We start from the raw sequence: 24,760 nt of genomic DNA, 5'->3' as shown, positions 1-24,760 counted from the left end.
CTGTCTTCCAGAAGAGAGAATTCCGGATAACCCGAGAAATGACTAGTTACAAACCCCACTACTCGCGCATGCGAAAATCACAGATTTAGTCATGAATGCGTGCTTTACCTGCGGTTTTGCGGTAGAAGTGAAAATTATTCGGAAAAACTCCGAGGCACCTCGGCGACCAGCCTGAACCAGCCGTCCTCGCCGGCGGTGGCGCGCACCGTACCGCCGAGCCCGGCCACGCGGTGCCGCAGATTGCCCAGGCCGCAGCCGGCGCTCCACGGACGCTCCGGGCCGGGGGCGCCGTCGTTGGCGACGGTCAGCCGCAGCCGGTCGCCGTCCTCGGTCAGCTCGATCACACACCGTCCGACCGTGCTGTGCCGGAGCATGTTGGTGACGCCCTCGCGCACCACGGTTCCCAGTACGGCGCTCACCTCCTCCGGGAGTCCGGCGGAGGCGGCGCTGATCGAGCACTCGGCTCCGAAGCCCGTGAGAAGGGCCCGCGCCCGCGCGCTCTCATCCCCCAGCGACGGCCGCCGGTCGCCCTTCGACGCCTGGCGTACGGCGTGCGCGGCGTGCCGTACCGCCTGGAGCACCTCGCCCAGCTCGCCGTGGAGGCGGGAGTCGCCGGCCGTGCGCCGGTAGGCCAGCTCGCTCTTGAGCGAGGCCAGCCAGAGCCAGTGCCCCACGAGATCGTGCACGTCGCGGGCGAGATCCTCGCGGGCCCGGGTGACGGCCCTGTCCCGCTCGGCGCGGAGCCGCCGGATCCGCAGGGCCAGGGCGACCGTGACGCTCAGTGAGATCAACGAGACCAGCGCTGTCCCGGCCGCGATCACCGGTGTGGCGTGCGGTTGCTGTGTTATCTGCTGATACTCCCGGAAGGGGTTCATAGATGGTGATAAACCCAAAAAATCATTTAATTGTCAATAACTAGGAACAGTAATCGCCGGTAAGGGTCGGACCGAAAAGAATGGTGTCCGATTCGTCCTGCGACATGGTTTATCGGTGGTTTTTTGGGCTCTTCGCGGGCCGGTCCAGGGCGCTCAGCGGAGCGGATTCAGCAGGTAGGCGCCCCCCAGCAGGGCGGCTCCCGCCACAACCAGGAAAAGAAGCACCCAGAACCCGGCGGGCAGGAAGGTCAGCCGGGCGAGCTGGTCGGCGTCGGAGTCGGGGGTGCGGCCGTGGCGGCGCTTGCTCTGCAACTCCAGGATCGGCCGGATCCCGCCGAACAGCAGGAACCAGACGGCCAGATAGGCGAGGACGGCGTCCATGTCGGGCGCGGAGTACCAGGTGAAGGCGAATATCGCCCCGCCGGTGACCAGCAGGCTCACCACTCCGAACAGATTGCGGATCACCAGCAGCATGCAGAAGAGCAGTCCGATCATGATCGTGATCAGGATCGCCACATGGCCGGAGGCGGTCAGCCAGGCCCCGCCGAGTCCCAGCAGGGACGGGGCGACGTATCCGGCGGAGGCGGTCAGGACCATCCCCGGACCCGTGGGCCTGCCCCGCGTCAGGGTGACCCCCGAGGTGTCGGAGTGCAGCCGGATGCCCTGGAGCTTGCGGCGGGTGAGCAGCGCCATCAGCGCGTGCCCGCCCTCGTGGGCGATCGTGATCAGCCCCCTGGAGAGATGCCAGGAGCTGGACCACGCCACCACTCCCAGCGCGGCCAGCGCCGACAACAGAACGACCCACGGGGGCGGCCCCGACTGGGCCCTGGTCAGAGTCACCCAGACCTCGGACAACGATCACTTCTCCTTCGCGATGCCGGAGCAAAGCGTCCCACGACATCCGGTGTGCTGGCGATAAAGTGATGACGCGCAGAACATGGTTCCGGAAAAGGGGTGCCGGAGACCCCGGGCCGCGTGTCCGCCTGCCGTCCGGGCACACGGAGCGCCGCGGCCCGGTCGCCGGCCCGGGACGGTCCGCCCGGCGGCACCCTCCGCCTGCTCGATCTTGCCGCCGACTACACTTCGGTCATGGGAGTTCTCCCGGCGGGTGACTCGGCCGCGGTCACGACATCGACGTGACCGTCCAGGGTGCCGGCGCACGGCCCCACCACGGCACGGCACGATGGAGGGCCCGTTACACCTTCGCCGGCACGGGCAGGCGGGTGGTCAACGACACCGAGGCCCTGCCCCGGTCCGAGGGCGGCCTGATCATCCGTCACCACGACGACTTCGACTTCAGGCACTGGTCCACGATGGCTCCGGGCGGGCCGGCGGGCCCGCCGCTCGGCCGGCCCCCGATGTTCCGGGCGACGATCCGGGGCGGGGAGACGCGGTCGCCGGAGGAGTCCTTGGACACCGGATGAGGAGGAACAGGCGTGGCTGATCGGCGAACGCGGGGCATACGGAGCCTCATGCGCGGGCGTTCCGGCGGGGCGCGGGACTCTCCCGAGCGCTCGATGGACCCCCGCTCCACGGGTGACGAACCGCTCTCGCCCCGGTCACACCTCATCGACAACGCGATCTACGTCAACGGGCAGAGGGACGCCACCCCGGCGTCGCTGCCCGAGGCTTTCGACCGGCTGAAGAACACGCCGGACAGCATGGCCTGGATCGGTTTCTACCGGCCGGAGGACGCGGCCGTCTACAACGTCGCCGAGGAGTTCGACCTGCACGAGCTCGCCGTCGAGGACGCCATCGTGGCCCACCAGCGGCCCAAGGCCGACCGGTACGGCGACACGCTGTTCGTGGTCCTCCGCCCGGCCCGATACCTCGACGAGATCGAGGAGGTCGACTTCGGCGAGCTGCACGTCTTCGTCGGCCGGAACTTCGTGATCACCGTACGGCACAGCGAGGCCCCGGACCTGTCCCAGGTCCGCCGCCGGATGGAGAGCGACCCCGACCTGCTCCGCCAGGGCCCCCAGGCGGTGCTCTACGCCATCCTCGACGCGGTCGTGGACGGCTACGCCCCGGTGGTCGCGGGCCTGCAGAACGACATCGACGAGATCGAGGTCGAGGTCTTCGGCAACCGGCCGGGCGTCTCCCGCCGTATCTACGAGCTCTCGCGGGAGGTGATCGAGTTCCAGCGGGCCACCCGGCCGCTGCTCGGCATGATCGAGGGCTTCATCGCCGGGGCGGCCAAGTACGGGGTCGACGAGGAACTGCAGAGATACCTACGCGACGTCGCCGACCACGCGATCACCGTGGCCGAGCGGGTCGGCGGTTTCCGCCAGATGCTCCACGACATCCTCGTGGTCAACTCGACCATGGTCGCCCAGGCTCAGAACGAGCACATGACCAGGCTCACCGAGGCCAGCAACGCCCAGAACGAGGAGGTGAAGAGGATCTCCGCCTGGGCCGCGATCCTGTTCGCCCCCACCCTCGTGGGCACCATCTACGGAATGAACTTCGAGGTCATGCCCGAGATCCACTGGGCGTGGGGCTACCCGTTCGCCGTGCTGCTGATGGTGGCCGTCTGCGTGACCCTGTACGTGGTCTTCAAACGACGCGACTGGTTGTAGAGCCTCGCCCCGGTGCCCGGCGGGGAGGCTCTCAGCCGAGCAGCTTGCGGGCGGCGTCCTCGATGTCCGCCTCCGAGAGCAGCACGTGCTTGGAGGCGTCGCCCAGCGGAATGAAGCTGTCCAGGGAGGTCACCCGGGAGATCCCGCCGGTGAAGCCGGCGTCGATCAGCTCGGCGACGACGCTCTCGGAGACGCCGCCCGCGCGGCGGGTCTCGTCGGCGATCAGCACCTTGCCGGTCAGCTCCGCCGCGCGCAGCAGGTCCTCCACCGGCAGGGGGGAGAGCCAGCGCAGGTCCAGGACCCGGCAGCCGTAGCCCTCCGCGGTGAGCCTGACCGCGGCCCGCAGGCTCATCCGCACGCCGTTGCCGAAGGTCACGATGGTCAGGTCGCGGCCGTCGCCGTAACTGCGCGCGCGGCCGATGGGGACGTGCGTCTCCGCCCAGCGGGCCGGCGGGGTGTACGGCGCCAGCCAGCCGTTGTCGCCCTCGTCGAACAGGTCACGGGTGTTGTAGAGGGCGATCGGCTCCAGGAAGGCGCACACGGCGCCGTCGACGCGGGCGGCGGCCAGGCAGGTGCGCAGCATCGAGGCGGCGTCGTCGGGCCGGGCGGGGGAGGCCACGACCAGCCCGGGGATGTCGCGCAGCGCGGCGATCGAGTTGTCGTTGTGGAAGTGGCCGCCGAAGCCCTTCTGGTAGGCGTAGGAGGCGATGCGGACCACCATCGGGTTGCGGAACGCTCCCTGGGAGAAGAACGGCAGCGTCGCGGCCTCGCCCCGGATCTGGTCCAGCGCGTTGTGCAGGTAGGCGAGATACTGGATCTCGGGCACCGGCAGCAGTCCCGACACACCGGAGCCGAGCGCCAGGCCGAGCACGGACTGCTCGTCCAGCAGGGTGTCGAAGACCCGGCCCACGCCGAAGCGTCTCTGCAGGCCCCGGGTGACACCGTAGACGCCGCCCTTGCGGGCCACGTCCTCCCCGAAGACCAGCACGTCGGGGTGGGCGGCCATCGTGTCCACCAGGGTCCGGTTGATCGCCTGGGAGAGGGTCAGCGGACCCTCCGTCTCGGGCAGCCTCCCGCCGAAGACCTTCTCCCTGGAGCCGGCGGCCACCGCGCAGGCCCGGGCGACGGCCCGGGGGGTGCGGGGGGCCAGCGGCTCCATGATCTCGGCGGCAGAGGTCAGCCGGGGGCGCCGGGAGCTCTCCATGGCCATCTTGAACAGGTGCTCGCGCGTCGTCTCGTACTGCGAGAGCAACTCGTCCGGGGTGGCCAGGCCCGCCTCGACGAGCAGCCGCGCGGTGGCGACGAGCGGGTCGCGCTCCAGGTCGGCGTTGATCTCCCGCTTGGTCCGGTACGACAGCTCCACATCGGAGCCGGCGTGTCCCATCAGCCGGACCGTGCTCAGTCGCAGCAGGGCGGGGGAGCGCCGGGTGCGGACGTGCTCGACGGCGGCCAGGGCCACGTCGTGGGCGTCGGCCAGGTCGCAGCCGTCGGCCGCGAAGTACTCCAGCCGCCGGTGGCGGGAGGCCTCCACCCAGCCCTTCGGCGTGCGGACGCTGATGCCCAGGCCGTTGTCCTCGCAGACGAACAGGATCGGCAGGGCCAGACCCTGGTAGGCGCCGTAGCCGGCGGTGTTGAGCGCGGACAGCGCGCTCGCGTGGTTGGCGGAGGCGTCACCGAAGCTGCACACCGCGATCGCGTCCTGTGGCCACGCGCCCGGCAGGCCGAGCAGCCGCGCCCGCTCGATGGCGAAGGCCACGCCGACCGCGCGCGGCAGGTGGCTGGCGATCGTGGAGGTCTGCGGGATCACCGCCAGGTCCGGGTGTCCGAAGACCTTGTGACGGCCGCCCGCGATCGGCTCCTCGGCCGCGGCGGTCAGGCCGAGCAGCACGTCGCGCAGCCCCTCCTCCGGCAGGCGTCCCGCCATCGCCGACCTGGCGAGGTAGAAGGCCCCCGAGCGGTAGTGGAGCAGGGCGGGGTCGGTGGCGCGCAGCGCGGCGGCGACGGCGGCGTTGCCCTCGTGGCCGGCCGAGCCGATGGTGTAGAAGCCCTCGCCCTGTTCTCTCAGCCGGCGCGCTGTCACGTCCAGCAGTCTGCTGCCGAGCTGGAACCCGAAGAGCTCCCGGCAGCGGGCCCCGGTCAGGCCGGTGCCCTCCCGCACGGGAAGGCGGGGATCGTGCGGGGCCCCGGGGGAGAGGGCGGCCACCGCCTCGGTGAAACAGGTCTCAACCATGTCGCGCGCCACAGCCCGATTATGACCCCATCGACCGGTCCTGTAGCGGACCTTAACCGCTTTGGGACCTTACCAACAACGTATTTGAACCTCTCAGATCATGTATCAGGGGTCTATATGGGGATGGACCGGTCCTATTCGACCGTTCTGCATGACGGGTTGTCAATTTATCAACCGATAACCTGACCAATACGTCTACTTGGAGGTAACGACGCGGCACCCTCAAGCCGCGTTCAACCAACGGGAAGGACGGAAGGCCCGAATGGTGAAACGCATTCGTGTCGCCGTCGTGGCAGCGCTGGGCGTCGCAACTCTGGTTGCGGGTCCGGTCACGACGGCGTCCGCGGGAACAGGCAAGGCCGATCCCGCCGTCAGCGACGTAGCAGTCAGCCCCAGCCCCGTCGAGGTGAAGGGCGCCGAGACGGTGAAGGTCACCTTCACCGCCGAGACCGGCGGGGACGCCTCCGCGGTCACCGGCTGGATCAAGCCCGAACTCGGCGCCGAGACCGAGTTCAAGCTCACCAGGAGCGACGACCTCGGTTCCGGCAAGGCGCGGTGGAAGTACACCAAGGACTTCAACCGTCAGTTCGCCCCCGTCAAGTGGACCTTCAGGGCCGTCGCGGGCAACTCGGCGGCCAAGTCCGTCGAGTTCACCGTCAAGCAGGTCTTCGAGACCGATTTCGATGACATCGCGGCCACCCCCGCGGTGGTGCGCGAGGGTGGCCTGATCACCCTCGGCGGCGTGCTCCGGCAGAACGGGACGACCGGCTGGGCGCCGCTGCCCAACGCCCGCGTCCATCTGGCCTTCAGGCCGCTGGGCGGCTCCTACGACCGGCTCCCCGGCAGCGTCGAGACCAACGGCCAGGGCAGGTTCTGGTTCAAGGCCAAGGCGACGAGGACCGGCCACTGGCGGGCCGAGTACGACGGCTCGCCGACCAGCCTCGGCGCCAGGAGCGAGACCGACAGGGTCGACGTCAAGGCCGCGCTCCGGCAGAGCAGGATCGTCGACTTCGGCGCCAGGCCCGACCCGGTGGACCGGGGAGACCGGATCAGCGTCCGCGGTCGTCTGCTGCTCGACACCCAGTACGGCTGGGAGGGCTACCGGGACCGCAAGGTCGTCATCCTGTTCCGTGCCGACGACGCGTACCGGTGGACCGCCGTGGCCACCGACTGGACCGACGGCCACGGGCGGTTCGGCGCCGACCTGACCGCCACACGCTCCGGTGACTGGCGTGCCGAGTTCGCCGGCGCCGAGGGCGTCGAGGGCGCCGGCAGCGCCACCGGCCACGTGACGGTCCTCACGCCCGGCCCGGCGCCCGAGCGGGCCGACAGCCGGATCGTCCGGTTCAACGCCTCGCCCGAGCCCGGCCGCTACGGCCGGTACCTCACGTTCACCGGCAGCCTTCAGGTCCGTGACGGCCACGGATGGGAGGGCTACGGCGCGAAGGTCAGGCTGTACTTCAAGCCCAAGGGCTCGCACAAGTGGCAGTACGTGAAGACCACCCGGGCCGCCGACAGCGGCCGGATCCTCACCAAGGCCAAGACCTACCGCTCCGGCTACTGGAGGTTCGTCTTCAAGGGTGACCACGACTTCTACGGTGACACCGGCGCCAGTGACCACGTGAAGGTCGTCAGGCACCGGCGGTGACGGCGGGGTCCGCTCCCCGCGCGGGGAGCGGGCCCGGCATAAGGCGGCCCGGGTGCTCAGGCGCCCGGGCCGTCCTCTTTCCGCGGCCCCCGTTCTCCGTTTCCCCGCCCCGGCCGAACTCCCCGGCCCCCGGCGGACGTTTCCGCGCCCGGCCGGGGCCGACGGCTCAGGCCGTCGGCTTGGCTGTTAGCGGCCCCTAACTTTTCCTAGCCGTGAACCGTGGCGAGCGCCGCGCGGGCCAGGCCCCGCAGCAGCCCGGCCATCGCCTCGGGCGGCAGCTCGCCCGCGCTGTGCGGGGTGGAGTTGAGCAGGCCGAAGACGGCGTGCGTGGCGGCGCGCAGGCGGGGCGGGGGGCAGCCGGGATACAGCTCGCTCAGCACCGTGACCCACTCCTCCACGTACAGCCGCTGGAGGCGGCGGATCTGACGGCGGGCGGGCTCGGGAACGTTGCCGAGCTCGCGGTCGTGCACGGTGATCAGCGAGGGATGGCTGAGCGCGAACTCGATCTGGACGGTGAGCAGGGCGTCCAGGGCGTGCTCGGCGTCGAGGGCCTCGGTCACCCGGCTCGCCGCCGAGGTGTGCAGGCGCTCGCTGACGTCCAGCAGCATCTCCGCCAGCAGCGCCTCCTTACCGCTGAAGTGGCGGTAGAGGGCGGGGCCCGTGGTGCCGACCGCGCCGCCGATGTCCTCGATGGAGACGCCGTGGAAGCCGCGTGCCGCGAACAGCCCGGCGGCGGCGTCCAGGATCTCCAGGCGCCGTGCCCCGCGACCGCGGGTGGAGGGGTGGGCAGTCGTCACATCTCGCATGGTAGACGGTGGTGTTAATAATGACTAACATCGCCAGTGGTGTTAGCGACCGTTAGCCCACGGCGGCGGAGCCGGACGAGAGGGGCTCACATGAGTGGCTGGCCGGTGCTGCGCAGCGTCTGCGACCCGGGCGGTGAGGGGTTCAAGGGCAACGCGGAGGTCAACGAGCGGCTGGTCGCCGACCTCGCGGAACGGGTCGCGGCCGCCGCGCCGGGCGGTCCGGCGCGGTCGCGGGCCAGGCACGTCGCCCGGGGCAAGCTGCTGCCCCGCGACCGGGTCGACGCCCTGCTCGACCCGGGCTCGCGGTTCCTGGAGCTCTCCCAGCTCGCCGCCACCGGGCTGTACGGCGACGAGGCCCCCGCGGCGGGGATCATCACCGGTGTGGGCCGCGTCTCCGGCCGCGAGTGCGTGGTGGTCGCCAACGACGCCACGGTCAAGGGCGGCACCTACTATCCGATCACCGTCAAAAAGCATCTGCGGGCCCAGGAGATCGCCCTCCACAACAACCTGCCCTGCCTCTATCTCGTCGACTCGGGCGGCGCGTTCCTCCCCAGGCAGGACGAGGTCTTCCCCGACCGGGAGCACTTCGGCCGCATCTTCTACAACCAGGCCACCATGTCGGCGCGTGGCATCCCGCAGATCGCCGCGGTCCTCGGCTCCTGCACGGCGGGCGGCGCCTACGTCCCCGCGATGAGCGACGAGGCCGTGATCGTCCGGAACCAGGGCACGATCTTCCTGGGGGGCCCGCCGCTGGTGAAGGCCGCCACGGGGGAGGAGGTCACCGCCGAGGAACTGGGCGGCGGCGACCTGCACGCCCGGGTCAGCGGCGTCACCGACCACCTCGCCGAGAACGACTCCCACGCGCTGCGGATCGTCCGCGACATCGTGGCCACCCTCGGGCCGCGCGCCCCCAGCCCGTGGGAGCGCGCCCCCTCCCGGGAGCCGGCGCACGACCCCCGTGAGATCTACGGGCTCGTTCCCGCCGACACCCGCACACCGTACGACGTGCGGGAGATCATCGCCCGGGTCGTGGACGGCAGCAGGTTCGGGGAGTTCAAGGCCGAGTACGGTCCCACGCTGGTCACCGGCTTCGCCCGCGTCCACGGTCACCCCGTCGGGGTGGTGGCCAACAACGGCATCCTGTTCGGCGAGTCCGCGCTCAAGGGCGCGCACTTCATCGAGCTGTGCGACCGCCGCAGCGTCCCGCTGGTGTTCCTGCAGAACATCAGCGGCTTCATGGTCGGCAGGGCGTACGAGGCGGGGGGCATCGCCAAGCACGGCGCCAAGATGGTCACCGCCGTGGCCTGCGCCAGGGTGCCCAAGTTCACCGTGGTCGTCGGCGGCTCGTTCGGCGCGGGCAACTACGCGATGGCGGGCCGGGCCTACTCGCCCCGGTTCCTGTGGATGTGGCCGAACGCGCGAATCTCGGTGATGGGCGGCGAGCAGGCGGCCAACGTGCTCTCCACGGTCGGCGACGCCGACCCCGACGCCATCCGCCGGCAGTACGAGGACCAGGGCAACCCCTACTACTCCACCGCCCGCCTCTGGGACGACGGCGTCATCGACCCCCTCGACACCCGGACCGTCCTCGGCCTGGCCCTGTCCGCCGCGGCCAACGCCCCCCTCGACCCCATCGGCTACGGCGTCTTTCGGATGTGACCGCACCCATGAACCGCTCACCAGCCCCCCGCCCGGCACCCGGATCGCCTGGGCTGTTCGGCACCGTTCTCATCGCCAACCGTGGCGAGATCGCCCTGCGGATCATCCGCACACTCGGCAGGCTCGGCATCCGCTCCGTCGCGGTGTACAGCGACGCCGACGCCGACGCCCGTCACGTCCGCGAGGCCGACGTCGCGGTACGGCTCGGCGGCGGCTACCTCGACATCGACCGGATCCTGGCGGCGGCAGCGGCGACCGGGGCCCAGGCCGTGCACCCCGGCTACGGCTTCCTGGCCGAGAACCCCGCCTTCGCCAGGCGGTGCGCCGAGGCGGGGCTGGTGTTCGTCGGCCCGCCGCCGGAGGCCGTCGAGGCCATGGGCGACAAGATCCGGGCCAAGGCCGTCGTGTCGGCGGCCGGGGTTCCCGTCGTCCCCGGCGGCGCGGAACCCGGCGACGACCTGGCCGAGGCCGCGGGCCGGATCGGCTTCCCCGCGCTGATCAAGCCCTCGGCGGGCGGCGGCGGCAAGGGGATGGTGCTGGTGCGCTCGGCCGGGGAGCTGCCGGACGCCCTGGAGTCCGCCCGCCGTACGGCCGCCGCCGCGTTCGGCGACGCGACGCTGCTGATCGAGCGGTTCGTGGAGAACCCCCGGCACATCGAGATCCAGGTGATGGCCGACGGCCACGGCAACGTCATCCACCTGGGCGAGCGCGAGTGCAGTCTGCAGCGCCGCCATCAGAAGATCGTCGAGGAGGCCCCCTCTCCGCTGCTCGACGCCGAGACCCGGGCGAGCATGGGCGCGGCGGCGGTCGAGGCGGCCAGGTCCGTCGGCTACACCGGCGCGGGCACGGTGGAGTTCATCGTCCAGGGCGCCACCGGCGACTACTACTTCATGGAGATGAACACCCGGCTCCAGGTCGAGCATCCGGTCACCGAGCTGGTCACCGGCCTGGACCTGGTCGAACTCCAGCTCAGGGTCGCCGCGGGCGAGCCGCTCCCGCTCACCCAGGAGGAGGTGCGGCTCCGCGGCCACGCCGTCGAGGCCCGCGTCTACGCCGAGGACCCCTCACGGGGGTTCCTGCCGACCGGCGGCCGGGTGCTCGCGCTCCGCGAGCCCGGCGGCGTCCGGGTGGACTCCGGCCTGGCGGCCGGCGGCGTCGTCGGCAGCGACTACGACCCGATGCTGTCGAAGATCATCGCCTGGGGTCCCGACCGGGCGAGCGCGCTGCGGCGGCTGGACGGGGCGCTCGCCGCCACCGGCGTGCTGGGCGTGCCGACCAACATCGCCTTCCTGCGCGCACTGATCACCCACCCGAGGGTGGTCGCCGGCGACCTCGACACCGGCCTGGTCGAACGTCACCTGGACACGCTGGTCCCCGCGGGGGGCGTCCCCGCCGACGTGCCGGTCGCCGCGGCCCTGATCCTGCACCACGAGCGGACGCCCGCCGAGCCGGCCGACCCGTGGGAGGTGCCCGACGGCTGGCGGCTGGGTGAGGCCGCGTGGACCACCTGGCGGCTGGAGGGCCGCGACGGCGTGACCGAGGTCCTGGTGCGCGGGCTGCCCTCGGCGGGCGCCGAGGTCGAGGTCCGCCTGCCGGGGGGCGGCGTCTCCGGGGCCGAGGGCGGCACTCCCGGCGACGTCCCGGCGCCCGTGCCCGGCGGTCCGCCCGGTGGCGGCGCGCGGGCGGCGGTCCGGGGCCGGGGCGTGCCGGCGAGGCTGGCCGTGGACGGCGACGATCTGCTGATCACCCTGGACGGGGTCCGCAGGCGCTACGCCGTCGCCCGGGACGGCGACGTGGTCTGGCTCGGCAGGGACGGCGACGCGTGGGCGCTCACCCGCCACCACCTGGGCGACCCCGGAGACCGGGAGGGCGCGGGCGGCGACGGCGACGGGGTGGTCCGCAGCCCGATGCCCGGCACCGTCCTCGTGGTCAAGGTGACCGCGGGGGAGCGGGTCGGCGAGGGGCAGCCGCTGCTCGTCGTCGAGGCGATGAAGATGGAGCACACCGTGACCGCCCCGGTCACCGGGACGGTCGCCGAGCTGCCGGTCCGGGCCGGCCAGGCGGTCGACATGGACGCCGTGCTGGCGGTCGTGCGACGGGACGGGGAGTCGTGATGCGGGAGCCGTACAGGGTCGCGGAGGCGGGGCTGCCCGAGCGGGTCACGGTCTACGAGGTCGGCCCGCGCGACGGGTTGCAGAACGAGCCGGTGATGGTTCCCGTCGAGATCAAGGCGGAGTTCATCGCCCGGCTGGCCGCCGCGGGGCACCGCGTGATCGAGGCGACCAGCTTCGTGCGCCCCGGGTGGGTGCCCCAGCTCGCCGACGCCGCGGAGCTGCTGGCCGGTCTGGATCGGGTCCCCGGCGTGCGCTACCCGGTGCTCGTGCCGAACGAGCGGGGTCTCGACCGGGCGCTGGAACACGGCGTCCAGGAGATAGCGATCTTCGGTAGCGCCACCGAGACGTTCGCCGGCCGGAACCTGAACCGGACGCTGGAGTCGCAGTTCGAGATGTTCGAGCCGGTGGTGGCGCGGGCGCTCGGCCACGGCCTGAGGGTCAGGGCGTACCTGTCGATGTGCTTCGGCGACCCGTGGGAGGGGCCGACCCCGATCGGGCAGGTGGTCGCCGTGGGGCGCAGGCTGCTCGACCTGGGCTGTTTCGAGCTGTCGCTGGGCGACACGACGGGCGTCGGCACCCCGGGGCACGTGACCGCCCTCGTCGAGGCGTTCGGCGGGCCCTCGCGGCTGGCCGTGCACTTCCACGACACCTACGGTCAGGCACTGGTCAACACCCTCGCGGCCCTGCGCGCGGGCGTGACCGTGGTCGACGCCTCCACCGGCGGCATCGGCGGCTGCCCGTACGCCGAGAGCGCCACCGGCAACCTCGCCACCGAGGACCTGGTGTGGATGCTGCACGGCCTCGGTGTCGAGACCGGACTCGACCTCGAATCGCTGGTGGAGACCAGCACATGGCTGGCTGCCGAGCTCGGCCGCCCCAGCCCGTCACGGGTCGTGCGGGCGCTGGGAGCCGGCCGGGCCCCCGATCGACACGTCAAGGAGTGATCATGCCCCAGCTCAACGAGGAATACGAAGACCTCCGCAAGACCGTCGAGGCGTTCGCCCGCGACGTCGTGGCCCCGGTGATCGGGGACCTGTACGAGCGCCGGGAGTTTCCCTACGACATCGTCCGCCAGATGGGCGCGATGGGCCTGTTCGGGCTGCCCCTCCCCGAGGAGTACGGCGGCATGGGCGGCGACTACTTCGCCCTCTGCCTGGTCCTGGAGGAGCTGGCCAGGGTCGACTCCAGCGTGTCCATCACCCTGGAGGCCGCGGTCTCACTGGGCGCGATGCCGATCCACCGCTTCGGTACGGCCGGGCAGCGCGCCGAGTGGCTTCCCCGGATGGCGTCGGGCGAGGTGCTGGGCGCGTTCGGCCTGACCGAGCCGGGGGGCGGCTCCGACGTGCCGGGCGGCATGCGCACCACCGCCACGCTGGACGGCGACGAGTGGGTGATCAACGGCTCGAAGGCGTTCATCACCAACTCCGGCACCGACATCACCGGGGTGGTGGCCGTCGCCGCGATCACCGGTCACCGCGAGGGTGACGAGACGTTTCCGCACCGGCGGCCGGAAATCTCCACCATCCTGGTGCCGTCCGGCACCCCGGGTTTCACCGTCTCCAAGAAGTACTCCAAGGTCGGCTGGAACTGCTCCGACACCCGTGAGCTCTCCTTCACCGGCTGCCGGGTTCCGGCCGGCAACCTCCTCGGCGAGCGGGGGCGGGGCTACGCGCAGTTCCTGCAGACCCTCGACGAGGGCCGCGTCGCGATCGCCGCCCTCTCGACGGGCCTGGCCCAGGGCTGCGTGGACGAGTCGCTGCGCTATGTCCGCGAGCGGAGGGCGTTCGGTCACCCGATCGGTCACTACCAGGCCATCCAGTTCAAGATCGCGGATATGGAGGTCCGCACCCACACCGCCCGGCTGGCCTACTACCACGCGGCCGGCAGGATGCTGGCCGGCGAGCCGTTCAAGAAGGAGGCGGCCATCGCCAAACTCGTCGCCGGCGACGCGGCCATGGACAACGCCCGCGACGCCACCCAGATCTTCGGCGGCTACGGCTTCATGAACGAATACCCGGTGGGCCGCTTCTACCGCGACGCCAAGATCCTGGAGATCGGCGAGGGCACCAGCGAGGTCCAGCGGATGCTCATCGCCCGCGAACTGGGCCTCAAGGGGCTCTGACCTGGAGATACGTACTGCGCTGAGAGGACCGGAACGGCAGTCCGGCGACCACGGAGACGATCTCAAGACCGGCCCTGTTCCGTCCCTGTTCCGTGAGACGCGGAGTGGGGCCGGAACAGCCGCTCATCGATGGCCTGCCGGGCACGGTCGTGAGAGCCCGGCTGCATGTGCGCGTAAACCCGGAGCGTGAAGGCTGGATCCGAGTGCCCGAGGTACTCGGCGAGTTCCTTGATGGCCACACCTCCGCTGAGCATGACGCTGGCGTAGAAGTGCCGGAGCTGGTGAAGCCCTTCCTTCCGCGTGGTGACGAACCGCTTGCGCTGACGAGGATCCTTTGTCGGCGTGGGGATGACACCGGCCGCCACGAGCGCAGGCTTCCAGACGAGTTCGCTGAAGCTACGAGGCTTGATGAACTTGTCGCCGGTCCAGCGGAACAGCAGGTTGTGCGTGCGCAACTTGCCGTTCGGCTTCTCCCAGGGCAGCGAGCAGACAAGCGGCGGGTACTTGTCGACATGCACCCGGATCGCCTCAGCGGCCCAGGCCGGAAGCGGGACCACACGCTCACGGTCGTTCTTCGGCAAGGCGAACACGAACTCCGGCTCCAGCTTCTTGAGCTGACGTCGAACCTGAATCACCTGCCCCTCAAAGTCGATGTCCTCCAGAGCGAGCCCCAATAGTTCCCCCTGACGAAGACCGCAGGCAGCACCGACGATCGGAAGCGCACGGAACAAGTCAGGATGGGCATCGATCACCGCGTGTACCCGTTCATCCGCCCATGCCAGGATCTCCTCGGCCACACGCCTGGGAACCCGCACGATCGGCGACTTGGCCGGACTCCTCTTGATGGCCTCATCGGCCACGGCCAGGTCCAGCACACCTTGAAGCACAAGAAACGAGGTCCGCACAGTCGAGACTTCAAACCGGCCGCTCAGATCACTGATCCACGCTTGCACGTGAGACGGCTTGATGTTCCCAACCTGACGTCGCGCAAAGGCCGGCCCCACGTGCAACCGGTAAAGAGAGGAGTACCGGATCTGCGTGGAGGGGTCGACGATACGAGAGCCGAGCCACCGCTCTGCCAGATCACCAAAGAGCACCTTGCCAGCCCGCGGATCGATGTAGTCCCCGCGCGCAACATCGGACTCCATCGTTGATGCCTTTTTCTCGGCATCCACCTTGCGATCGTAAGCCGCTGATCGCTCGCGTCCCTCAGGATCAACCCAGACAGCGAGCCATCGCTTGCCCTTGCCGTACCGGGAAGTCTTGGCCTTCTCCGTTCGGCCATCGGGGTGTTTGACCGTCTTCATCCAGAGGTCTTTGACGAAGGCCATGGTCACACCTGCTCTCGGACCCAGGCCAGCACGTCTTCCGGCACGTAGCGCAGATAACGGCCGATCTTGTGGCTGGTTGGGCCGGTACGGCGATGCCGCCACTGGTAGAGCGTGGCCGGGGGAACCCTCAGGAATTTAGCCGTGCGGGCCACGTCCCACAGGTCATCGCTGTCAGTGGTGGTCATTGCGTTCCTCCTTCGGGACGTGGTCGATGAACGAGGCCGCAAGGGCGCTTTCGCCGGGGGTGTAGCCCTGGCCGGCAAACCGCCAGTGGCCGAGAACGAGCGTGGCGTCAGGATCGGGAAGCCCGTCGGCGGCGAGTTGGGCTTGCCGGTAGTCAGTGCGGGCCTGCCGCAGGGCGCCCATGGTGGTGGAGTAAGCGCGGGAACGGGTGGAGAAGTGGCCGCGAAAGCCAAGCATGTGCGCCCATTTGCGCAGCCGCAGGTGAAGCAGGCCGGGGTGGGTGTGGGGGTTGCCGAGTTCCCAGGCGGTGCGGATCAGCCGGGCGGCGTGCTCGGTAGCGCCCTGCTCGACCAGCCGGGACAGATCGGCAGCGCGGATCCGGCGGTCCAGGGTGCCGGAGGATTCGGCGGCCTTGGTGGCGTACTTGGCGATGTAACCGGCTACCTTCTGCTCGGTCAGTTCGTCGCCGTCGAGTTCGCCGGGGGCGATGTGCTGAACGTCTACCTGCTCACCCCATGCCAGGTCGCGGTTGGACTGGCCGACGTCGGGAGCCTGCACCCGCACGGCCGCCGTAGCCGAGCGGATCGCACCGTCCAGGAGTTCGGTGGTGGCCCAGCCGGGGGGCGGGAGGGTGGCGCCGTCCGGGTCACGGCCATCCAGGCGGATCACGCCGTGAAAGTGCACGACGCCGCGGGCCTGGTACTCGGCGACCTTGGCAAACGACACCCGGATCTGCTCGTTGAACGCCGCATGGGTCAGACCGGCCGCTCCGGCGAGGTGGCGGCGCAGGTAGATGGTGAAGCGCCGCCACAGATCGGATGCATGGGCGTTCCACAGCACGTGCCCGGCGTAGTCGTAGCCGTCGGGGTCCAGCGGTTGGCCGATGCGAGGGTCATCGGAGGGGTGGCGGGCGAAGCAAGCCGGACCGGTGCGGCGGGGGTGACACGGCTGGAGGGTGCCGCGCTTGTCCGGTCCGCGATGGACGGGGCCGAAGCTGGGGGCGGTCAGGGTGGCCAGCACACGGGGATGGGTGCGCACGGTGGCCGGAACGCCTTTGGACCCGCCGAGCAGACCGGCGCGGATCAGGTGAAAGGTGTCGCGGCGGTAGGTCTCGGCGCAGGCCGCACAGCGCGAGGCGCGCCGGTTACCGCACCGCACCAGCAGTTGCCCGTGAGGTTCGGCGGCGGTGGTGTAGGTGTGCAGGACCTGACCGGAGGAGGCATCGACCGTGACGGTTTCGCCGGTCAGCCGGACCGGTTCGGCGCAGCCGCGAAGCCGGGCGGTCTGGGTCAACCACCGGGTGAGGTCATGACCGGAGCGGCGGGCCAGGTCACGGATGACCGGCCCGACCAACTCGGCGAGCGGCGCGGGGCTGCTCAAGCGGTGATCCTCCTTACCTCGGTGACGACGATGCGCGGGGCGCAGTTGCGGCACTGCCTGTCCAGGGGGAGCCGGCGACCGCAGGCGATCCGGGCGTGTCGGCCGGCCATGCGGATGAGGACCGGGGCCAGGCAGGGCGCGGACTCGACCGCGATGACGTGCCGCAGGGTGAGCCAGGGATGGTCGGCGGCGCGGGCGTAGATCTCGGTCACCCGCACGTGATGGACGCTCATGACACCGCCAATAGATCGGGTAGTTCGAGCTGAACGGGTCCGGCGCCGTCGAGGGCGGTGACCAGGTGGCGGCCAAGGAATCGTGTGTAGGCCGGGGGGAGTGCCTCTCGAAGCGCCAGGTGTTCATCTGTCCAGCCGATGCCCTTGGCGTCCTTCATCTCCTGAACGGTCGCCTTTCCGCCTCCTTCGCCGTAGGCGGCCACATAGGGGCCGTCGTGGTAAATCCCGTGCCGCCACCCGCGTACGCGGCCCCGGTGCGGCTTGTGCTCCGGCTGTGGGACGTGGAGCCCTCCGCCGAACTCGACATAGCGATGCATGAGGACGCCGAGGCCGAACATCTCCCCGCACAGCATGAGGTCCTTGCGGATCTTGGATCCGGCTACGTTCTCGATGCCGTAGGGGAGGCCCAGGCGTTCAAGCGCGGCCCGAGTCGGGTCGATCAGGCGGGGATGAGGGTTCCCACGGGCCTTGTTCGTCCCCTTGGCGCACGTGCCCTCCCCTTGGCACGGCGGGGAGGCGTGGACGAACACGAACCGGGAACGGATCTCCGTCAGGTTGTCCAGGACGAAGGCGATCGCGTCGGCCTGGTGGAACTCCTGCCCGGGGTATTCCGGGCGGGCCACGGCATCCACGCCTGTGACACGGAATCCCGCTTCCTGGTAGCTGCGGGTCGCACCGCCGGCGCAACAGAACAGGTCGAGGATCTCGGGCGTAGTCATTGGCCGCACTTTCCGCAGGTGGTGACGGTGCGGGGGTTGACCGCGCCGCAACGGCAGATCCAGGTGGAGGCGGTCCCCGGCGGCAGCCATGTCGATGACCGTCCAGTACCCGAGCAGGTCAGGCACGCGGCGAACTGCTCTACGGTCCGGCGGCGCAGACCACAGCCGATCACCTGCGCGATCAGGGCTCGACCCTCACCACCGCAGTCCGGGCACAGGGGGGACATGAGCAGATCGGCCAGTATGGCCCGGTGAGCGGCGAACACCTCACCGCCTGCGAGGTCGGCGAGCAACGCGGAGTAACTGTCCGCTGCGATCCAGGCGGCCTGCTTGGCGTCGTCGGCACCGGTCACCGGCGGAAGGTCGGGAAGGAAGCCCAGGTCGGTGATGGCGGGCACGGTCACCATCCATGCCTCATCGCTGGCACGGGGATCGGGCACGTATCGCGCGGGCAGCGTCCGCCAGGCCGCCCCGGGGATGACCAGGCCGGTTTCCTCTTCCAACTCGCGGACGGCAGCATGCCCGGGGTCTTCTCCGAGGTCGACGTGGCCGCCGGGAAGCGCCCATCCGTGCCCGTCCCTGCGGGCGACCATCACCAACCGGCGACGGCCCGCAACCGTGGCCATCACGATCGCGTCAGCGCACAGGGCTTCGCCCCAGTGGCCCAACTCGTTCCGGCCGCGCTCGATACCGGTCGGGGCAAACGGGTTCATCGGGCGGCCGTCGATCACCTCGAACGGGATCACCGCAGTGGCCTGCCTCGCGGCCCAATCGATCCGGGAGGGGTCGGTTACGGGATCGGCCCATCCAGCGCGTACGCCGATGGTCAGTACGTCGGGGTGCGTGTACTCGACGGTCATCGGTCACTTCCCCTTCCGCAGCTCGGTGGCGCGTCCGGTGCCGTCATAGTTGCCGCCAGTGCTTGGGGTAGAAGGTGTGAGTCCGGCCCCGGCGCAGGCCGGGCAGGGGTTGGGCATAATGAAGGTCTCCTTTGCAGGTCGCAGGGGGGAGACGCCCTCACGGAGCGGCGAACAAAGCTGGCAGGCTGTGGGCCGCCCCGTGGAGGCGTCGTGAAAGTCGGGGATCAGTCCTCGTTGGGGATCTCTCTGTCCTCGTAGCACCAGAAGCAGACGAAGATGCCGCCGTAGGGGTCCATCTCGCGACCGCAATCCGGGCAACGGTTCATGGGCTTGCCTCTCATTTCTTGTGGTGGTTGGGGTCCGTATTGAGCGATGATCAGAGGTAGTTGTCGATGCCGGTGCCGTCGCAGTCGCAGCAGCGGTCGTCATCGGGAGCAGCGCCGGTGCCGTCGCAGTCGGGGCAGCCGTGCCCGTCGCACCAGCCGCACGGCTCCATGTGTTCACTGACACCGGTGCCATTGCAGGCGCCGCACATGTCCTTCATGGATTCACCTCCTTTCGATCAGCGAGCCGGGTTATTCACGGGCTGTCTGGGGCGCCGCTACCGCAGCCACCAGGGGACGGCCTTCTCCGCACGCAGCACCCGCCGGTTGGCCTCCCAGTACTCCGCGTCCTCCGCGGGCCGGGTCTCCAAGCCGTGGATTGCCTCACGCGCCGCCAGCAGCTCAGCGCGGGCCGCCTGTATCTCGGCCTTGCTCTTGCTCATCTCTTCTCGCCTCCTGGTGTGATGCCGGGGACAGACAGAGGCGCCCAGGGGGGCCATCACTGCACCTCCAGGCAGATCGAGTAGGTGCCGCTGCTCTTGTCTTTGTGCAGGTAGACGACCCGAGCCGGGCCGTACATCACGCGGATCTCCAGCAGATCGCGGGCGAGGTCCTTGGCATTGCCGTCGCGGTAGATCAGCCGGCACACGAGGTGCCTCCGGCATGACCGATGTCGTCGCAGGTCAGCCGCAAGCCGTATGTCTCGACCGTGCGGCGGTGAAGACCGCGGCTCACGACCTGAGTGGTCGGAACCCGTCCCTGTTGACAGCCGGGGCGCTGGGACGGCCGACGCCGAGTGCGGGGGGCCATCACAGGTCCGCCTGGGGGCGGCAGGTGGGGCAGGGACGGCGGGTCTCGACGATGACGGTGCCACCGGCTTGCCGGACGGACTTCAGCACGTAGACGGTGCCGTAGCCCCGGCAGGTGCGGCAGAGGTCGGACTGAGCCATGAGATGTGCTCCTTTCAGGTCAGGTGAGATCAGATGTGGTGTTCAGGTGGTGCAGCAGGTCGGCCGCCACCTCCGGCGCCACCCGCAGGCGACGTTGAAGGTCATCGGCGCTGATGGGGGTGCCGTGCAGCCGGGTGTGCTCATCGGCGAGATAGCGCGCGTCCTCCAGCAGGACGGCACTGACGGCCGGACGTCCCAGCACAGGCGAAACAGGAGAGACGGGCAGGACAGGCGGAACGGGTGCCAGTTCGGCCGGGCACTGCTCGGGGACGGCCGGATGCGGGTACGGCCGGGCAGGACCGGACACCGAGCCAGCGGTGTGCGAAGGCCGGTCGGCGACGAGTTCGGCCTCGACGACCGTTTTCCGGCAGGGATGACCGGCGCGGCGCTCCAGCATCGACATCGCGATCAGGAACGCCCCCGCCGGAGTCGCCGCGACGATCCACCCCCACGCGGAGGGGTCGGCTTCGGCGAGGTTGGCCGCCAAAGTCAGCACGATCCCGCCGGCCAGCACCAGCGACGGCCAGGAAACCCACCCACGCCGGGGACGGCCAGTGCGCTTATCGCGCTGGATCTCCCGCGCGGCCATCACACACATCAAGTCGATGCACACCGCCACCGCCCAGGACTGCCAGCCCATTTGCCCGTACCGGGCGGCCAGCTTGCTGATGTGGGTGAACGAGCCCACCGCGGCGATAGTGGCGAGCACCATCACCGGGCCGGAATCGGCCAGCACCGAACGCAGGCGGGTTCTCATCGGCCCTGGCCCTACTTCTTCTTGCCGGTACGGCGAGCGGCCAGATCAACCACCGGCGCCGAGGGCAGCCGCAGACGGGTGTTCTCCTCGCGAAGCTCCACCACCTCCGCCAGCAGCTCCTCGATCAACGCCTCCTCAGGGGTGCGCCGGTCGGGCTTTCGCGCCATTGAAATCTCCTTCCAGGGGTTCGGGGGATGAGGGGGTCAGGTACGGGCGGGACAGTCACAGCCGGGCATCCGGCACCAACCCGAGGCGTTCACCCAGGTCGGCTCATAAATCGCCCAGCCACCGGATTTCGCGCCGCCGGTGTGAACCGCGCACTGATGGCCACACCGTCGACACGGTTGTTTCAGGACGTGCATCTCGGTGAGATCGAGACAGCGCGCCATCACGCACCTCCCGCAGGGGCGGGTTTCGGCATGAGCGGGGTAAGGACCTGGCGTGATGTAAGGGCTCACACCGGCCCAAAGGGCAGCGGGAAACGATCAGACGGGAAGATCGTCCAGATCGGGAACGGTGAACTCACCGAGATCTACGGCATCCACATCAGCCGAAGCGGCGACACCGCGGGTCAGGTCGGCCCACCGGGGAGCCAGATGCGCATACGTAGCGGCAGCGGCCTCCGCCTGCTCCTCGCTGACATGCACCGACCGCATCCGATGCCAGCTGCCCTCAGTACCGGCCACCACCGCCGTGCCGGGCATCGCCGAAGAGATCCGCCGAGCCGCGGCCAACGCACCGGCGTCCATGTCGCCCAACGCCATCTTGGCCGTCTCATCGTCGTTGACCATGTGACAGATCCGCCCCGTGAGCTGCGCACGCAGCGCCGTCACACCGGGACCCAGATCGGAGCCGACCCGCTGACCGCACACCATCAGATAGATACCGAACGCCCGCCCGAGCTGAGCCAGCCGCAACAGCCGAGTGGCGACCGCGGCGACCTCCTCCTTCTCCGACTTCGGATCGGCCATCAAGAACAACTCGGCGACCTCGTCGACCAGCACCACGATCGGCACCGGCCGCTCAGCCTCCGGCAGCCGCTCATGCCAGATGTTCTTCACCCGATACCGCCGGCATAAGGCCATCCGAGCCTTGATGACGCCGATCAGATCGGCCAGCAGATCCGCGCACTCGGCGCGTTCGGTGGCCAGCGCCGACATTCGCGCCTTATACGGGGTGAACTCCACCCCGCCCTTGAGATCGAAGCCGACCAAGGCGACCGGTTCCGGCGCCAGACCGACAATCAGCGCGTTGGCCAGGTTCGACTTACCCGACTGGGTCGCACCCACGTTCAGCCAGTGCGGCACGGCGCGGAAATCGATGACGAACGGCGCTCCGGTCTCCAGTAGGCCGACCCGCACCCGCAACAGCCCATCGGCCAGCACCGGAATCGTCACCCGCTCTAGCGGATCCACCAAGGTCGCGACCAGCACGACCCGGCCCGGCTTCCATGACGCCAGCCGCACACTGTGGACCTTCCAGGCGTGGGCGAGCTTATCCAGCACCCGCGCATAGTCCTCCGGCGTCTGCCCGTCATGCAGCCGCACCGACAGCCGAAACCCCAACCGGGTAGGACGGATCAGCCCCAGCCGCGGAGCGCGCTCCACCTCCACCCGCCGCACCTTCCGACGCTGCGAGACCACGGTCACGACTCAGCCCCCCGGATGCCCTTCAGCGCTTCCTGGAAGGCGGACGGGTCATAGCCGGACAGATAGGTCAGAGCATCCTGCATCTGGTCGGAAGTCAACGACTCCAACACCAGGTGCCGCTCAGCGGGCGTCAGCTCACGAGAAGCCATGGCTCAGCCCCCCAGTCCGGGAAAACCCGGGAAGGTGAACCGCCACCGCCGACGCTTACGGGCCAGACCACAGCCCGAGGCCACCGCCCGCCACGTGCCGTACACCGTGATCGTTTTGATCGGGAAGCCCAGCAGCCACCAGAACGACACCGGGTGCAGCCTGCGCCAGGCCGGCAGGCCCGCCCCAGCGACAGCCACAACGACCGCGCCCCAGATCAGAAAATCAGTCATACTGAGAGTCCTCCTTTCCTCTTCTGTGGATGAACGGGAGGCCCCGAAGCGGGGAAGCTGCCAGGCATAAGCCGCTTCGGGGACCACCGCTTAAAACAGCGGATCCGTGATGCCGGGAGCGGGAAGACGGCGCAGCCCCCGAAAGGGACGCACCACCTCCTGTCCGCTCTCGCGGCGGACCAGTACATTCCGGGGACCCCGCCCGTTCCAGGCGATGAGGACCGTCACCGGCCGTCCCCGCTCCAGATAGGTGCGCCCGACCATGACCGTCAGGCCGACTTCTCGGTAGCCGGACGGATCGCCTCACAGCGGAAACCCATCCCCGACCGGCCGTTCATCTGCCAGTAGAAGGCCGACAGGCCCACCGGCCGGACCTGGATACCCTGCGGGATCTGCGGAAAGTCGACTGAGGGGAACGTGACCACGATCACCGGGTTACGCCGGTCGTCGTTCGGCTTGGGCAGCAGCGGGATCGTGTAGAGGTCCCGCCCCTCCTTGTCCTGCTTCACCTCACCCGTCGCGCGGTCCACGATCTTCGGCTCAGCCTCACCCGCGACCATGAACGCCATGGCCGAGACGTCCACCGGGATGTTACGCATGGAATCTCCTAACTCTTGATGCTTCAGCCCTGACAGGAGTTGCCCATCGAGACTCTTGATTAGATCCAGATCTATCGAACAGATCTAGATCTAATCAGAGTGTGCCTCTACCTCTCCTCGTTGTCAATAGACCCAGATCTATTGCTTAAAACTGGGGGAGTAAGATGACCCCTGGGAGGTAGTTAGATGATTGCCCGATATCGTGAGTTGGCGTCTGACCTGCGGCGAGCCATCGAGGATGACACGTATCCTCCGGGAGCCGTCCTGCCTAAGATCACCGAGCTGGCGAAGAAGTACGGCATGGCCAATGAAACCGTTCGCCTTGCGATCGGCGTTCTCGAATCCGAGGGTCTGGTCCGCGCTATCCGAAAGCGGGGGACTGTAGTCCTTGATCGAACGCCGGTTCGAGTGCGGTTTAGTCGTTATCGCGCTGTCTTGACACCAAACGGTGATCGAGGTCCATGGGAAACGGCATGTCGCGAGCAAGGAGTCAACGGAGAGATGCAGACAGTCGAAGTGGAGCGAGAGCCCGCTCCTCCCGAGGTCGCCTCTGCGCTTCATCTTGCTGCCGGGACTGCCGTACTTAGAAGATCACGCCGCGCGTTGATCGACGGCGAGCCCGCCCAACTTCAAACCGCGTGGTACCCATACGAGCTGATCCGAGGTACACCCATCGCTCGTTCAAGCAAGGTGGTTGGAGGAATCTACCGTGCGTTACTCCAAGCAGGCTTGACGCCGGCTAGTGCCGGAGAAGAGATCCGCTCACGGCCTCCAGTGGCAGACGAGGCTGCCGAACTTCGGCTACGCGGCGGAGGGTGGATCCTCGAAGTGCGCCGAACAACTTTCGATGCTGCCAAGACACCCATTGAGTATCAGGTGATCGTTGCTGATCCTGCGCGAACCATCATCGTTTATGACGATTTGCCGTTACAGCAGGAGACGCCGCCGGCAGGCGGGTAAGGCACTGACCTCCTGTTACGACTTTCCATACGTGTTCAAGCCACCGCTGACGCGGTGGAGGCGCCGCCTCTGGCCAGACCAGGGGAGAGAGGAAGGCGGGGGGAGGGGAGGCTCTTGCGGACGCTGGTCGAACAAGCAGACGGAGGTTCGCGGGAGCGGAACCCCGCCGAGAGTGGGGGAAAGCCATGGCGAGGTGGTGAGCGGCCGTGAAGGTGTCGATCCCTGGATGCCCGGAGGGTCGAGTGGTGGGGGTGGGCACAGCGCAGCCCTGGATGTCGTTCACGGCCCTGCATGTAAGACCTGCCCGATGTTCCCGATGGGGTTCGGGGGGCCGCGCTCGCCCGCCGGCGGCTGCGGCTCTTCGGCCGGTCCGCCGGCAGCGGCGCGCCCCCGCGCCGCAAGC

At 69.3% G+C, this 24,760-nt stretch carries 28 protein-coding genes; 8 read left to right on the top strand and 20 right to left on the bottom strand.

The genetic code is table 11. From position 1 onward, the window contains the following. Window positions 1-134 precede the first annotated feature (134 nt). Both ABZ194_RS23790 and ABZ194_RS23785 read right to left on the bottom strand, forming a co-directional pair. On the bottom strand, window positions 135-875 hold the full coding sequence (locus ABZ194_RS23790) for a histidine kinase (protein ID WP_355599210.1): 741 nt from the start codon (window positions 873-875) through the stop codon (window positions 135-137). A gap of 153 nt (window positions 876-1,028) precedes the next feature. Then, a complete protein-coding gene (locus ABZ194_RS23785) occupies window positions 1,029-1,730 on the bottom strand; it encodes a M50 family metallopeptidase (protein WP_355599209.1) in 702 nt (233 codons plus the stop codon). A 281-nt stretch (window positions 1,731-2,011) separates the two neighbouring features. Here ABZ194_RS23785 and ABZ194_RS23780 point away from each other — a divergent pair, with 281 nt between their 5' ends. Together ABZ194_RS23780 and ABZ194_RS23775 are read left to right on the top strand one after the other, a co-directional pair. Next, a complete protein-coding gene (locus ABZ194_RS23780) occupies window positions 2,012-2,299 on the top strand; it encodes a hypothetical protein (protein ID WP_355599208.1) in 288 nt (95 codons plus the stop codon). A gap of 12 nt (window positions 2,300-2,311) precedes the next feature. Then, window positions 2,312-3,454 (top strand): magnesium and cobalt transport protein CorA, encoded by a 1,143-nt coding sequence (locus ABZ194_RS23775; protein WP_355599207.1) that lies wholly within the window; start codon window positions 2,312-2,314, stop codon window positions 3,452-3,454. A gap of 31 nt (window positions 3,455-3,485) precedes the next feature. On the opposite strand, the gene ABZ194_RS23770 is transcribed toward ABZ194_RS23775, so the two are convergent. Beyond that, entirely contained in the window at window positions 3,486-5,696 is a 2,211-nt protein-coding gene (locus ABZ194_RS23770; RefSeq protein ID WP_355599206.1) for a thiamine pyrophosphate-dependent enzyme, read from the bottom strand. 250 nt (window positions 5,697-5,946) lie between these two features. Here ABZ194_RS23770 and ABZ194_RS23765 point away from each other — a divergent pair, with 250 nt between their 5' ends. Next, on the top strand, window positions 5,947-7,332 hold the full coding sequence (locus tag ABZ194_RS23765; RefSeq protein ID WP_355599205.1) for a hypothetical protein: 1,386 nt from the start codon (window positions 5,947-5,949) through the stop codon (window positions 7,330-7,332). Between the two features lie 206 nt (window positions 7,333-7,538). On the opposite strand, the gene ABZ194_RS23760 is transcribed toward ABZ194_RS23765, so the two are convergent. Next, window positions 7,539-8,138 (bottom strand): TetR/AcrR family transcriptional regulator, encoded by a 600-nt coding sequence (locus ABZ194_RS23760; RefSeq protein WP_355599204.1) that lies wholly within the window; start codon window positions 8,136-8,138, stop codon window positions 7,539-7,541. Between the two features lie 90 nt (window positions 8,139-8,228). Between ABZ194_RS23760 and ABZ194_RS23755 the strand changes: the two genes are divergently transcribed. From ABZ194_RS23755 to ABZ194_RS23740, 4 genes are read left to right on the top strand one after another with little or no spacing between them, the layout of a single operon-like run. Then, on the top strand, window positions 8,229-9,797 hold the full coding sequence (locus ABZ194_RS23755; protein WP_355599203.1) for a carboxyl transferase domain-containing protein: 1,569 nt from the start codon (window positions 8,229-8,231) through the stop codon (window positions 9,795-9,797). An 8-nt stretch (window positions 9,798-9,805) separates the two neighbouring features. Next, window positions 9,806-11,911: a biotin carboxylase N-terminal domain-containing protein gene (locus ABZ194_RS23750; RefSeq protein ID WP_355599202.1), complete on the top strand. Its 2,106-nt coding sequence runs from the start codon at window positions 9,806-9,808 to the stop codon at window positions 11,909-11,911. Further along, the gene (locus ABZ194_RS23745) at window positions 11,911-12,855 is read left to right on the top strand and encodes a hydroxymethylglutaryl-CoA lyase (RefSeq protein WP_355599201.1); all 945 of its coding nucleotides are present in this window, start codon (window positions 11,911-11,913) and stop codon (window positions 12,853-12,855) included. The genes ABZ194_RS23750 and ABZ194_RS23745 overlap by 1 nt, the downstream gene beginning before the upstream one ends. Then, the gene (locus ABZ194_RS23740) at window positions 12,852-14,033 is read left to right on the top strand and encodes an acyl-CoA dehydrogenase family protein (RefSeq protein ID WP_355599200.1); all 1,182 of its coding nucleotides are present in this window, start codon (window positions 12,852-12,854) and stop codon (window positions 14,031-14,033) included. The genes ABZ194_RS23745 and ABZ194_RS23740 overlap by 4 nt, the downstream gene beginning before the upstream one ends. Window positions 14,034-14,095: 62 nt before the next feature. Here ABZ194_RS23740 and ABZ194_RS23735 read toward each other — a convergent pair whose 3' ends face one another. The 16 genes from ABZ194_RS23735 to ABZ194_RS23660 all read right to left on the bottom strand — a co-directional run bounded on the left by ABZ194_RS23735 (window position 14,096) and on the right by ABZ194_RS23660 (window position 23,397). Continuing rightward, window positions 14,096-15,364, bottom strand: coding sequence for a site-specific integrase (locus tag ABZ194_RS23735; protein WP_355599199.1), 1,269 nt, complete (start codon window positions 15,362-15,364; stop codon window positions 14,096-14,098). A gap of 2 nt (window positions 15,365-15,366) precedes the next feature. Beyond that, window positions 15,367-15,549, bottom strand: a complete 183-nt coding sequence (locus tag ABZ194_RS23730) for a helix-turn-helix domain-containing protein (RefSeq protein ID WP_355599198.1) — start codon at window positions 15,547-15,549, stop codon at window positions 15,367-15,369. Beyond that, window positions 15,536-16,927, bottom strand: a complete 1,392-nt coding sequence (locus ABZ194_RS23725) for a replication initiator (protein ID WP_355599197.1) — start codon at window positions 16,925-16,927, stop codon at window positions 15,536-15,538. The genes ABZ194_RS23730 and ABZ194_RS23725 overlap by 14 nt, the downstream gene beginning before the upstream one ends. Continuing rightward, window positions 16,924-17,160 carry a hypothetical protein gene (locus ABZ194_RS23720; protein WP_355599196.1) on the bottom strand — a complete coding sequence of 79 codons (237 nt, stop codon included), beginning with the start codon at window positions 17,158-17,160 and terminating at the stop codon, window positions 16,924-16,926. Before ABZ194_RS23720 ends, ABZ194_RS23725 begins: the two co-directional genes overlap by 4 nt. Beyond that, window positions 17,157-17,879, bottom strand: a complete 723-nt coding sequence (locus tag ABZ194_RS23715; protein WP_355599195.1) for a hypothetical protein — start codon at window positions 17,877-17,879, stop codon at window positions 17,157-17,159. The genes ABZ194_RS23720 and ABZ194_RS23715 overlap by 4 nt, the downstream gene beginning before the upstream one ends. Continuing rightward, window positions 17,876-18,739 carry an NUDIX domain-containing protein gene (locus ABZ194_RS23710; protein ID WP_355599194.1) on the bottom strand — a complete coding sequence of 288 codons (864 nt, stop codon included), beginning with the start codon at window positions 18,737-18,739 and terminating at the stop codon, window positions 17,876-17,878. Before ABZ194_RS23710 ends, ABZ194_RS23715 begins: the two co-directional genes overlap by 4 nt. 376 nt (window positions 18,740-19,115) lie before the next feature. Further along, window positions 19,116-19,283, bottom strand: a complete 168-nt coding sequence (locus tag ABZ194_RS23705; protein WP_355599193.1) for a hypothetical protein — start codon at window positions 19,281-19,283, stop codon at window positions 19,116-19,118. A 57-nt stretch (window positions 19,284-19,340) separates the two neighbouring features. Continuing rightward, on the bottom strand, window positions 19,341-19,505 hold the full coding sequence (locus ABZ194_RS23700) for a hypothetical protein (RefSeq protein WP_355599192.1): 165 nt from the start codon (window positions 19,503-19,505) through the stop codon (window positions 19,341-19,343). Between the two features lie 56 nt (window positions 19,506-19,561). Next, on the bottom strand, window positions 19,562-19,711 hold the full coding sequence (locus ABZ194_RS23695; protein ID WP_355599191.1) for a hypothetical protein: 150 nt from the start codon (window positions 19,709-19,711) through the stop codon (window positions 19,562-19,564). Between the two features lie 160 nt (window positions 19,712-19,871). Continuing rightward, window positions 19,872-20,012: a hypothetical protein gene (locus ABZ194_RS23690; protein ID WP_355599190.1), complete on the bottom strand. Its 141-nt coding sequence runs from the start codon at window positions 20,010-20,012 to the stop codon at window positions 19,872-19,874. 19 nt (window positions 20,013-20,031) lie between these two features. After that, window positions 20,032-20,748, bottom strand: a complete 717-nt coding sequence (locus ABZ194_RS23685) for a DUF2637 domain-containing protein (protein WP_355599189.1) — start codon at window positions 20,746-20,748, stop codon at window positions 20,032-20,034. A 32-nt stretch (window positions 20,749-20,780) separates the two neighbouring features. Then, window positions 20,781-20,936 (bottom strand): hypothetical protein, encoded by a 156-nt coding sequence (locus tag ABZ194_RS23680; RefSeq protein WP_355599188.1) that lies wholly within the window; start codon window positions 20,934-20,936, stop codon window positions 20,781-20,783. A 318-nt stretch (window positions 20,937-21,254) separates the two neighbouring features. Next, on the bottom strand, window positions 21,255-22,418 hold the full coding sequence (locus ABZ194_RS23675) for an FtsK/SpoIIIE domain-containing protein (protein WP_355599187.1): 1,164 nt from the start codon (window positions 22,416-22,418) through the stop codon (window positions 21,255-21,257). Further along, on the bottom strand, window positions 22,415-22,567 hold the full coding sequence (locus ABZ194_RS23670; RefSeq protein WP_355599186.1) for a hypothetical protein: 153 nt from the start codon (window positions 22,565-22,567) through the stop codon (window positions 22,415-22,417). Before ABZ194_RS23670 ends, ABZ194_RS23675 begins: the two co-directional genes overlap by 4 nt. A gap of 3 nt (window positions 22,568-22,570) precedes the next feature. Beyond that, the gene (locus ABZ194_RS23665) at window positions 22,571-22,798 is read right to left on the bottom strand and encodes a hypothetical protein (protein WP_355599185.1); all 228 of its coding nucleotides are present in this window, start codon (window positions 22,796-22,798) and stop codon (window positions 22,571-22,573) included. A 269-nt stretch (window positions 22,799-23,067) separates the two neighbouring features. Continuing rightward, window positions 23,068-23,397, bottom strand: coding sequence for a hypothetical protein (locus ABZ194_RS23660; protein WP_355599184.1), 330 nt, complete (start codon window positions 23,395-23,397; stop codon window positions 23,068-23,070). Window positions 23,398-23,583: 186 nt separating this feature from the next. On the opposite strand from ABZ194_RS23660, the gene ABZ194_RS23655 reads away from it, so the two are divergent. Continuing rightward, on the top strand, window positions 23,584-24,357 hold the full coding sequence (locus tag ABZ194_RS23655; RefSeq protein WP_355599183.1) for a GntR family transcriptional regulator: 774 nt from the start codon (window positions 23,584-23,586) through the stop codon (window positions 24,355-24,357). The last annotated feature ends 403 nt before the right edge of the window (window positions 24,358-24,760 follow it).

Source organism: Streptosporangium sp. NPDC006007 (genome assembly GCF_040614315.1).
In the GTDB taxonomy this organism is placed as follows: Bacteria; Actinomycetota; Actinomycetes; order Streptosporangiales; family Streptosporangiaceae; genus Streptosporangium.
The sequence above is the reverse complement of the archived record's forward strand: the minus strand, read 5'-3'. Positions and strand labels throughout refer to the sequence as shown.

What these genes read in the sequence shown, in the direction of transcription:
- ABZ194_RS23790 (WP_355599210.1), bottom strand. Translation starts at nt 875, where the DNA reads ATGAACCCCTTCCGGGAGTATCAGCAGATAACACAGCAACCGCACGCC.
- ABZ194_RS23765 (WP_355599205.1), top strand. Translation starts at nt 5,947, where the DNA reads ATGGTGAAACGCATTCGTGTCGCCGTCGTGGCAGCGCTGGGCGTCGCA.
- ABZ194_RS23760 (WP_355599204.1), bottom strand. Translation starts at nt 8,138, where the DNA reads ATGCGAGATGTGACGACTGCCCACCCCTCCACCCGCGGTCGCGGGGCA.
- ABZ194_RS23755 (WP_355599203.1), top strand. Translation starts at nt 8,229, where the DNA reads ATGAGTGGCTGGCCGGTGCTGCGCAGCGTCTGCGACCCGGGCGGTGAG.
- ABZ194_RS23750 (WP_355599202.1), top strand. Translation starts at nt 9,806, where the DNA reads ATGAACCGCTCACCAGCCCCCCGCCCGGCACCCGGATCGCCTGGGCTG.
- ABZ194_RS23745 (WP_355599201.1), top strand. Translation starts at nt 11,911, where the DNA reads ATGCGGGAGCCGTACAGGGTCGCGGAGGCGGGGCTGCCCGAGCGGGTC.
- ABZ194_RS23735 (WP_355599199.1), bottom strand. Translation starts at nt 15,364, where the DNA reads ATGGCCTTCGTCAAAGACCTCTGGATGAAGACGGTCAAACACCCCGAT.
- ABZ194_RS23730 (WP_355599198.1), bottom strand. Translation starts at nt 15,549, where the DNA reads ATGACCACCACTGACAGCGATGACCTGTGGGACGTGGCCCGCACGGCT.
- ABZ194_RS23720 (WP_355599196.1), bottom strand. Translation starts at nt 17,160, where the DNA reads ATGAGCGTCCATCACGTGCGGGTGACCGAGATCTACGCCCGCGCCGCC.
- ABZ194_RS23715 (WP_355599195.1), bottom strand. Translation starts at nt 17,879, where the DNA reads ATGACTACGCCCGAGATCCTCGACCTGTTCTGTTGCGCCGGCGGTGCG.
- ABZ194_RS23710 (WP_355599194.1), bottom strand. Translation starts at nt 18,739, where the DNA reads ATGACCGTCGAGTACACGCACCCCGACGTACTGACCATCGGCGTACGC.
- ABZ194_RS23705 (WP_355599193.1), bottom strand. Translation starts at nt 19,283, where the DNA reads ATGAAGGACATGTGCGGCGCCTGCAATGGCACCGGTGTCAGTGAACAC.
- ABZ194_RS23700 (WP_355599192.1), bottom strand. Translation starts at nt 19,505, where the DNA reads ATGAGCAAGAGCAAGGCCGAGATACAGGCGGCCCGCGCTGAGCTGCTG.
- ABZ194_RS23690 (WP_355599190.1), bottom strand. Translation starts at nt 20,012, where the DNA reads ATGGCTCAGTCCGACCTCTGCCGCACCTGCCGGGGCTACGGCACCGTC.
- ABZ194_RS23680 (WP_355599188.1), bottom strand. Translation starts at nt 20,936, where the DNA reads ATGGCGCGAAAGCCCGACCGGCGCACCCCTGAGGAGGCGTTGATCGAG.
- ABZ194_RS23670 (WP_355599186.1), bottom strand. Translation starts at nt 22,567, where the DNA reads ATGGCTTCTCGTGAGCTGACGCCCGCTGAGCGGCACCTGGTGTTGGAG.
- ABZ194_RS23665 (WP_355599185.1), bottom strand. Translation starts at nt 22,798, where the DNA reads ATGACTGATTTTCTGATCTGGGGCGCGGTCGTTGTGGCTGTCGCTGGG.
- ABZ194_RS23660 (WP_355599184.1), bottom strand. Translation starts at nt 23,397, where the DNA reads ATGCGTAACATCCCGGTGGACGTCTCGGCCATGGCGTTCATGGTCGCG.
- ABZ194_RS23655 (WP_355599183.1), top strand. Translation starts at nt 23,584, where the DNA reads ATGATTGCCCGATATCGTGAGTTGGCGTCTGACCTGCGGCGAGCCATC.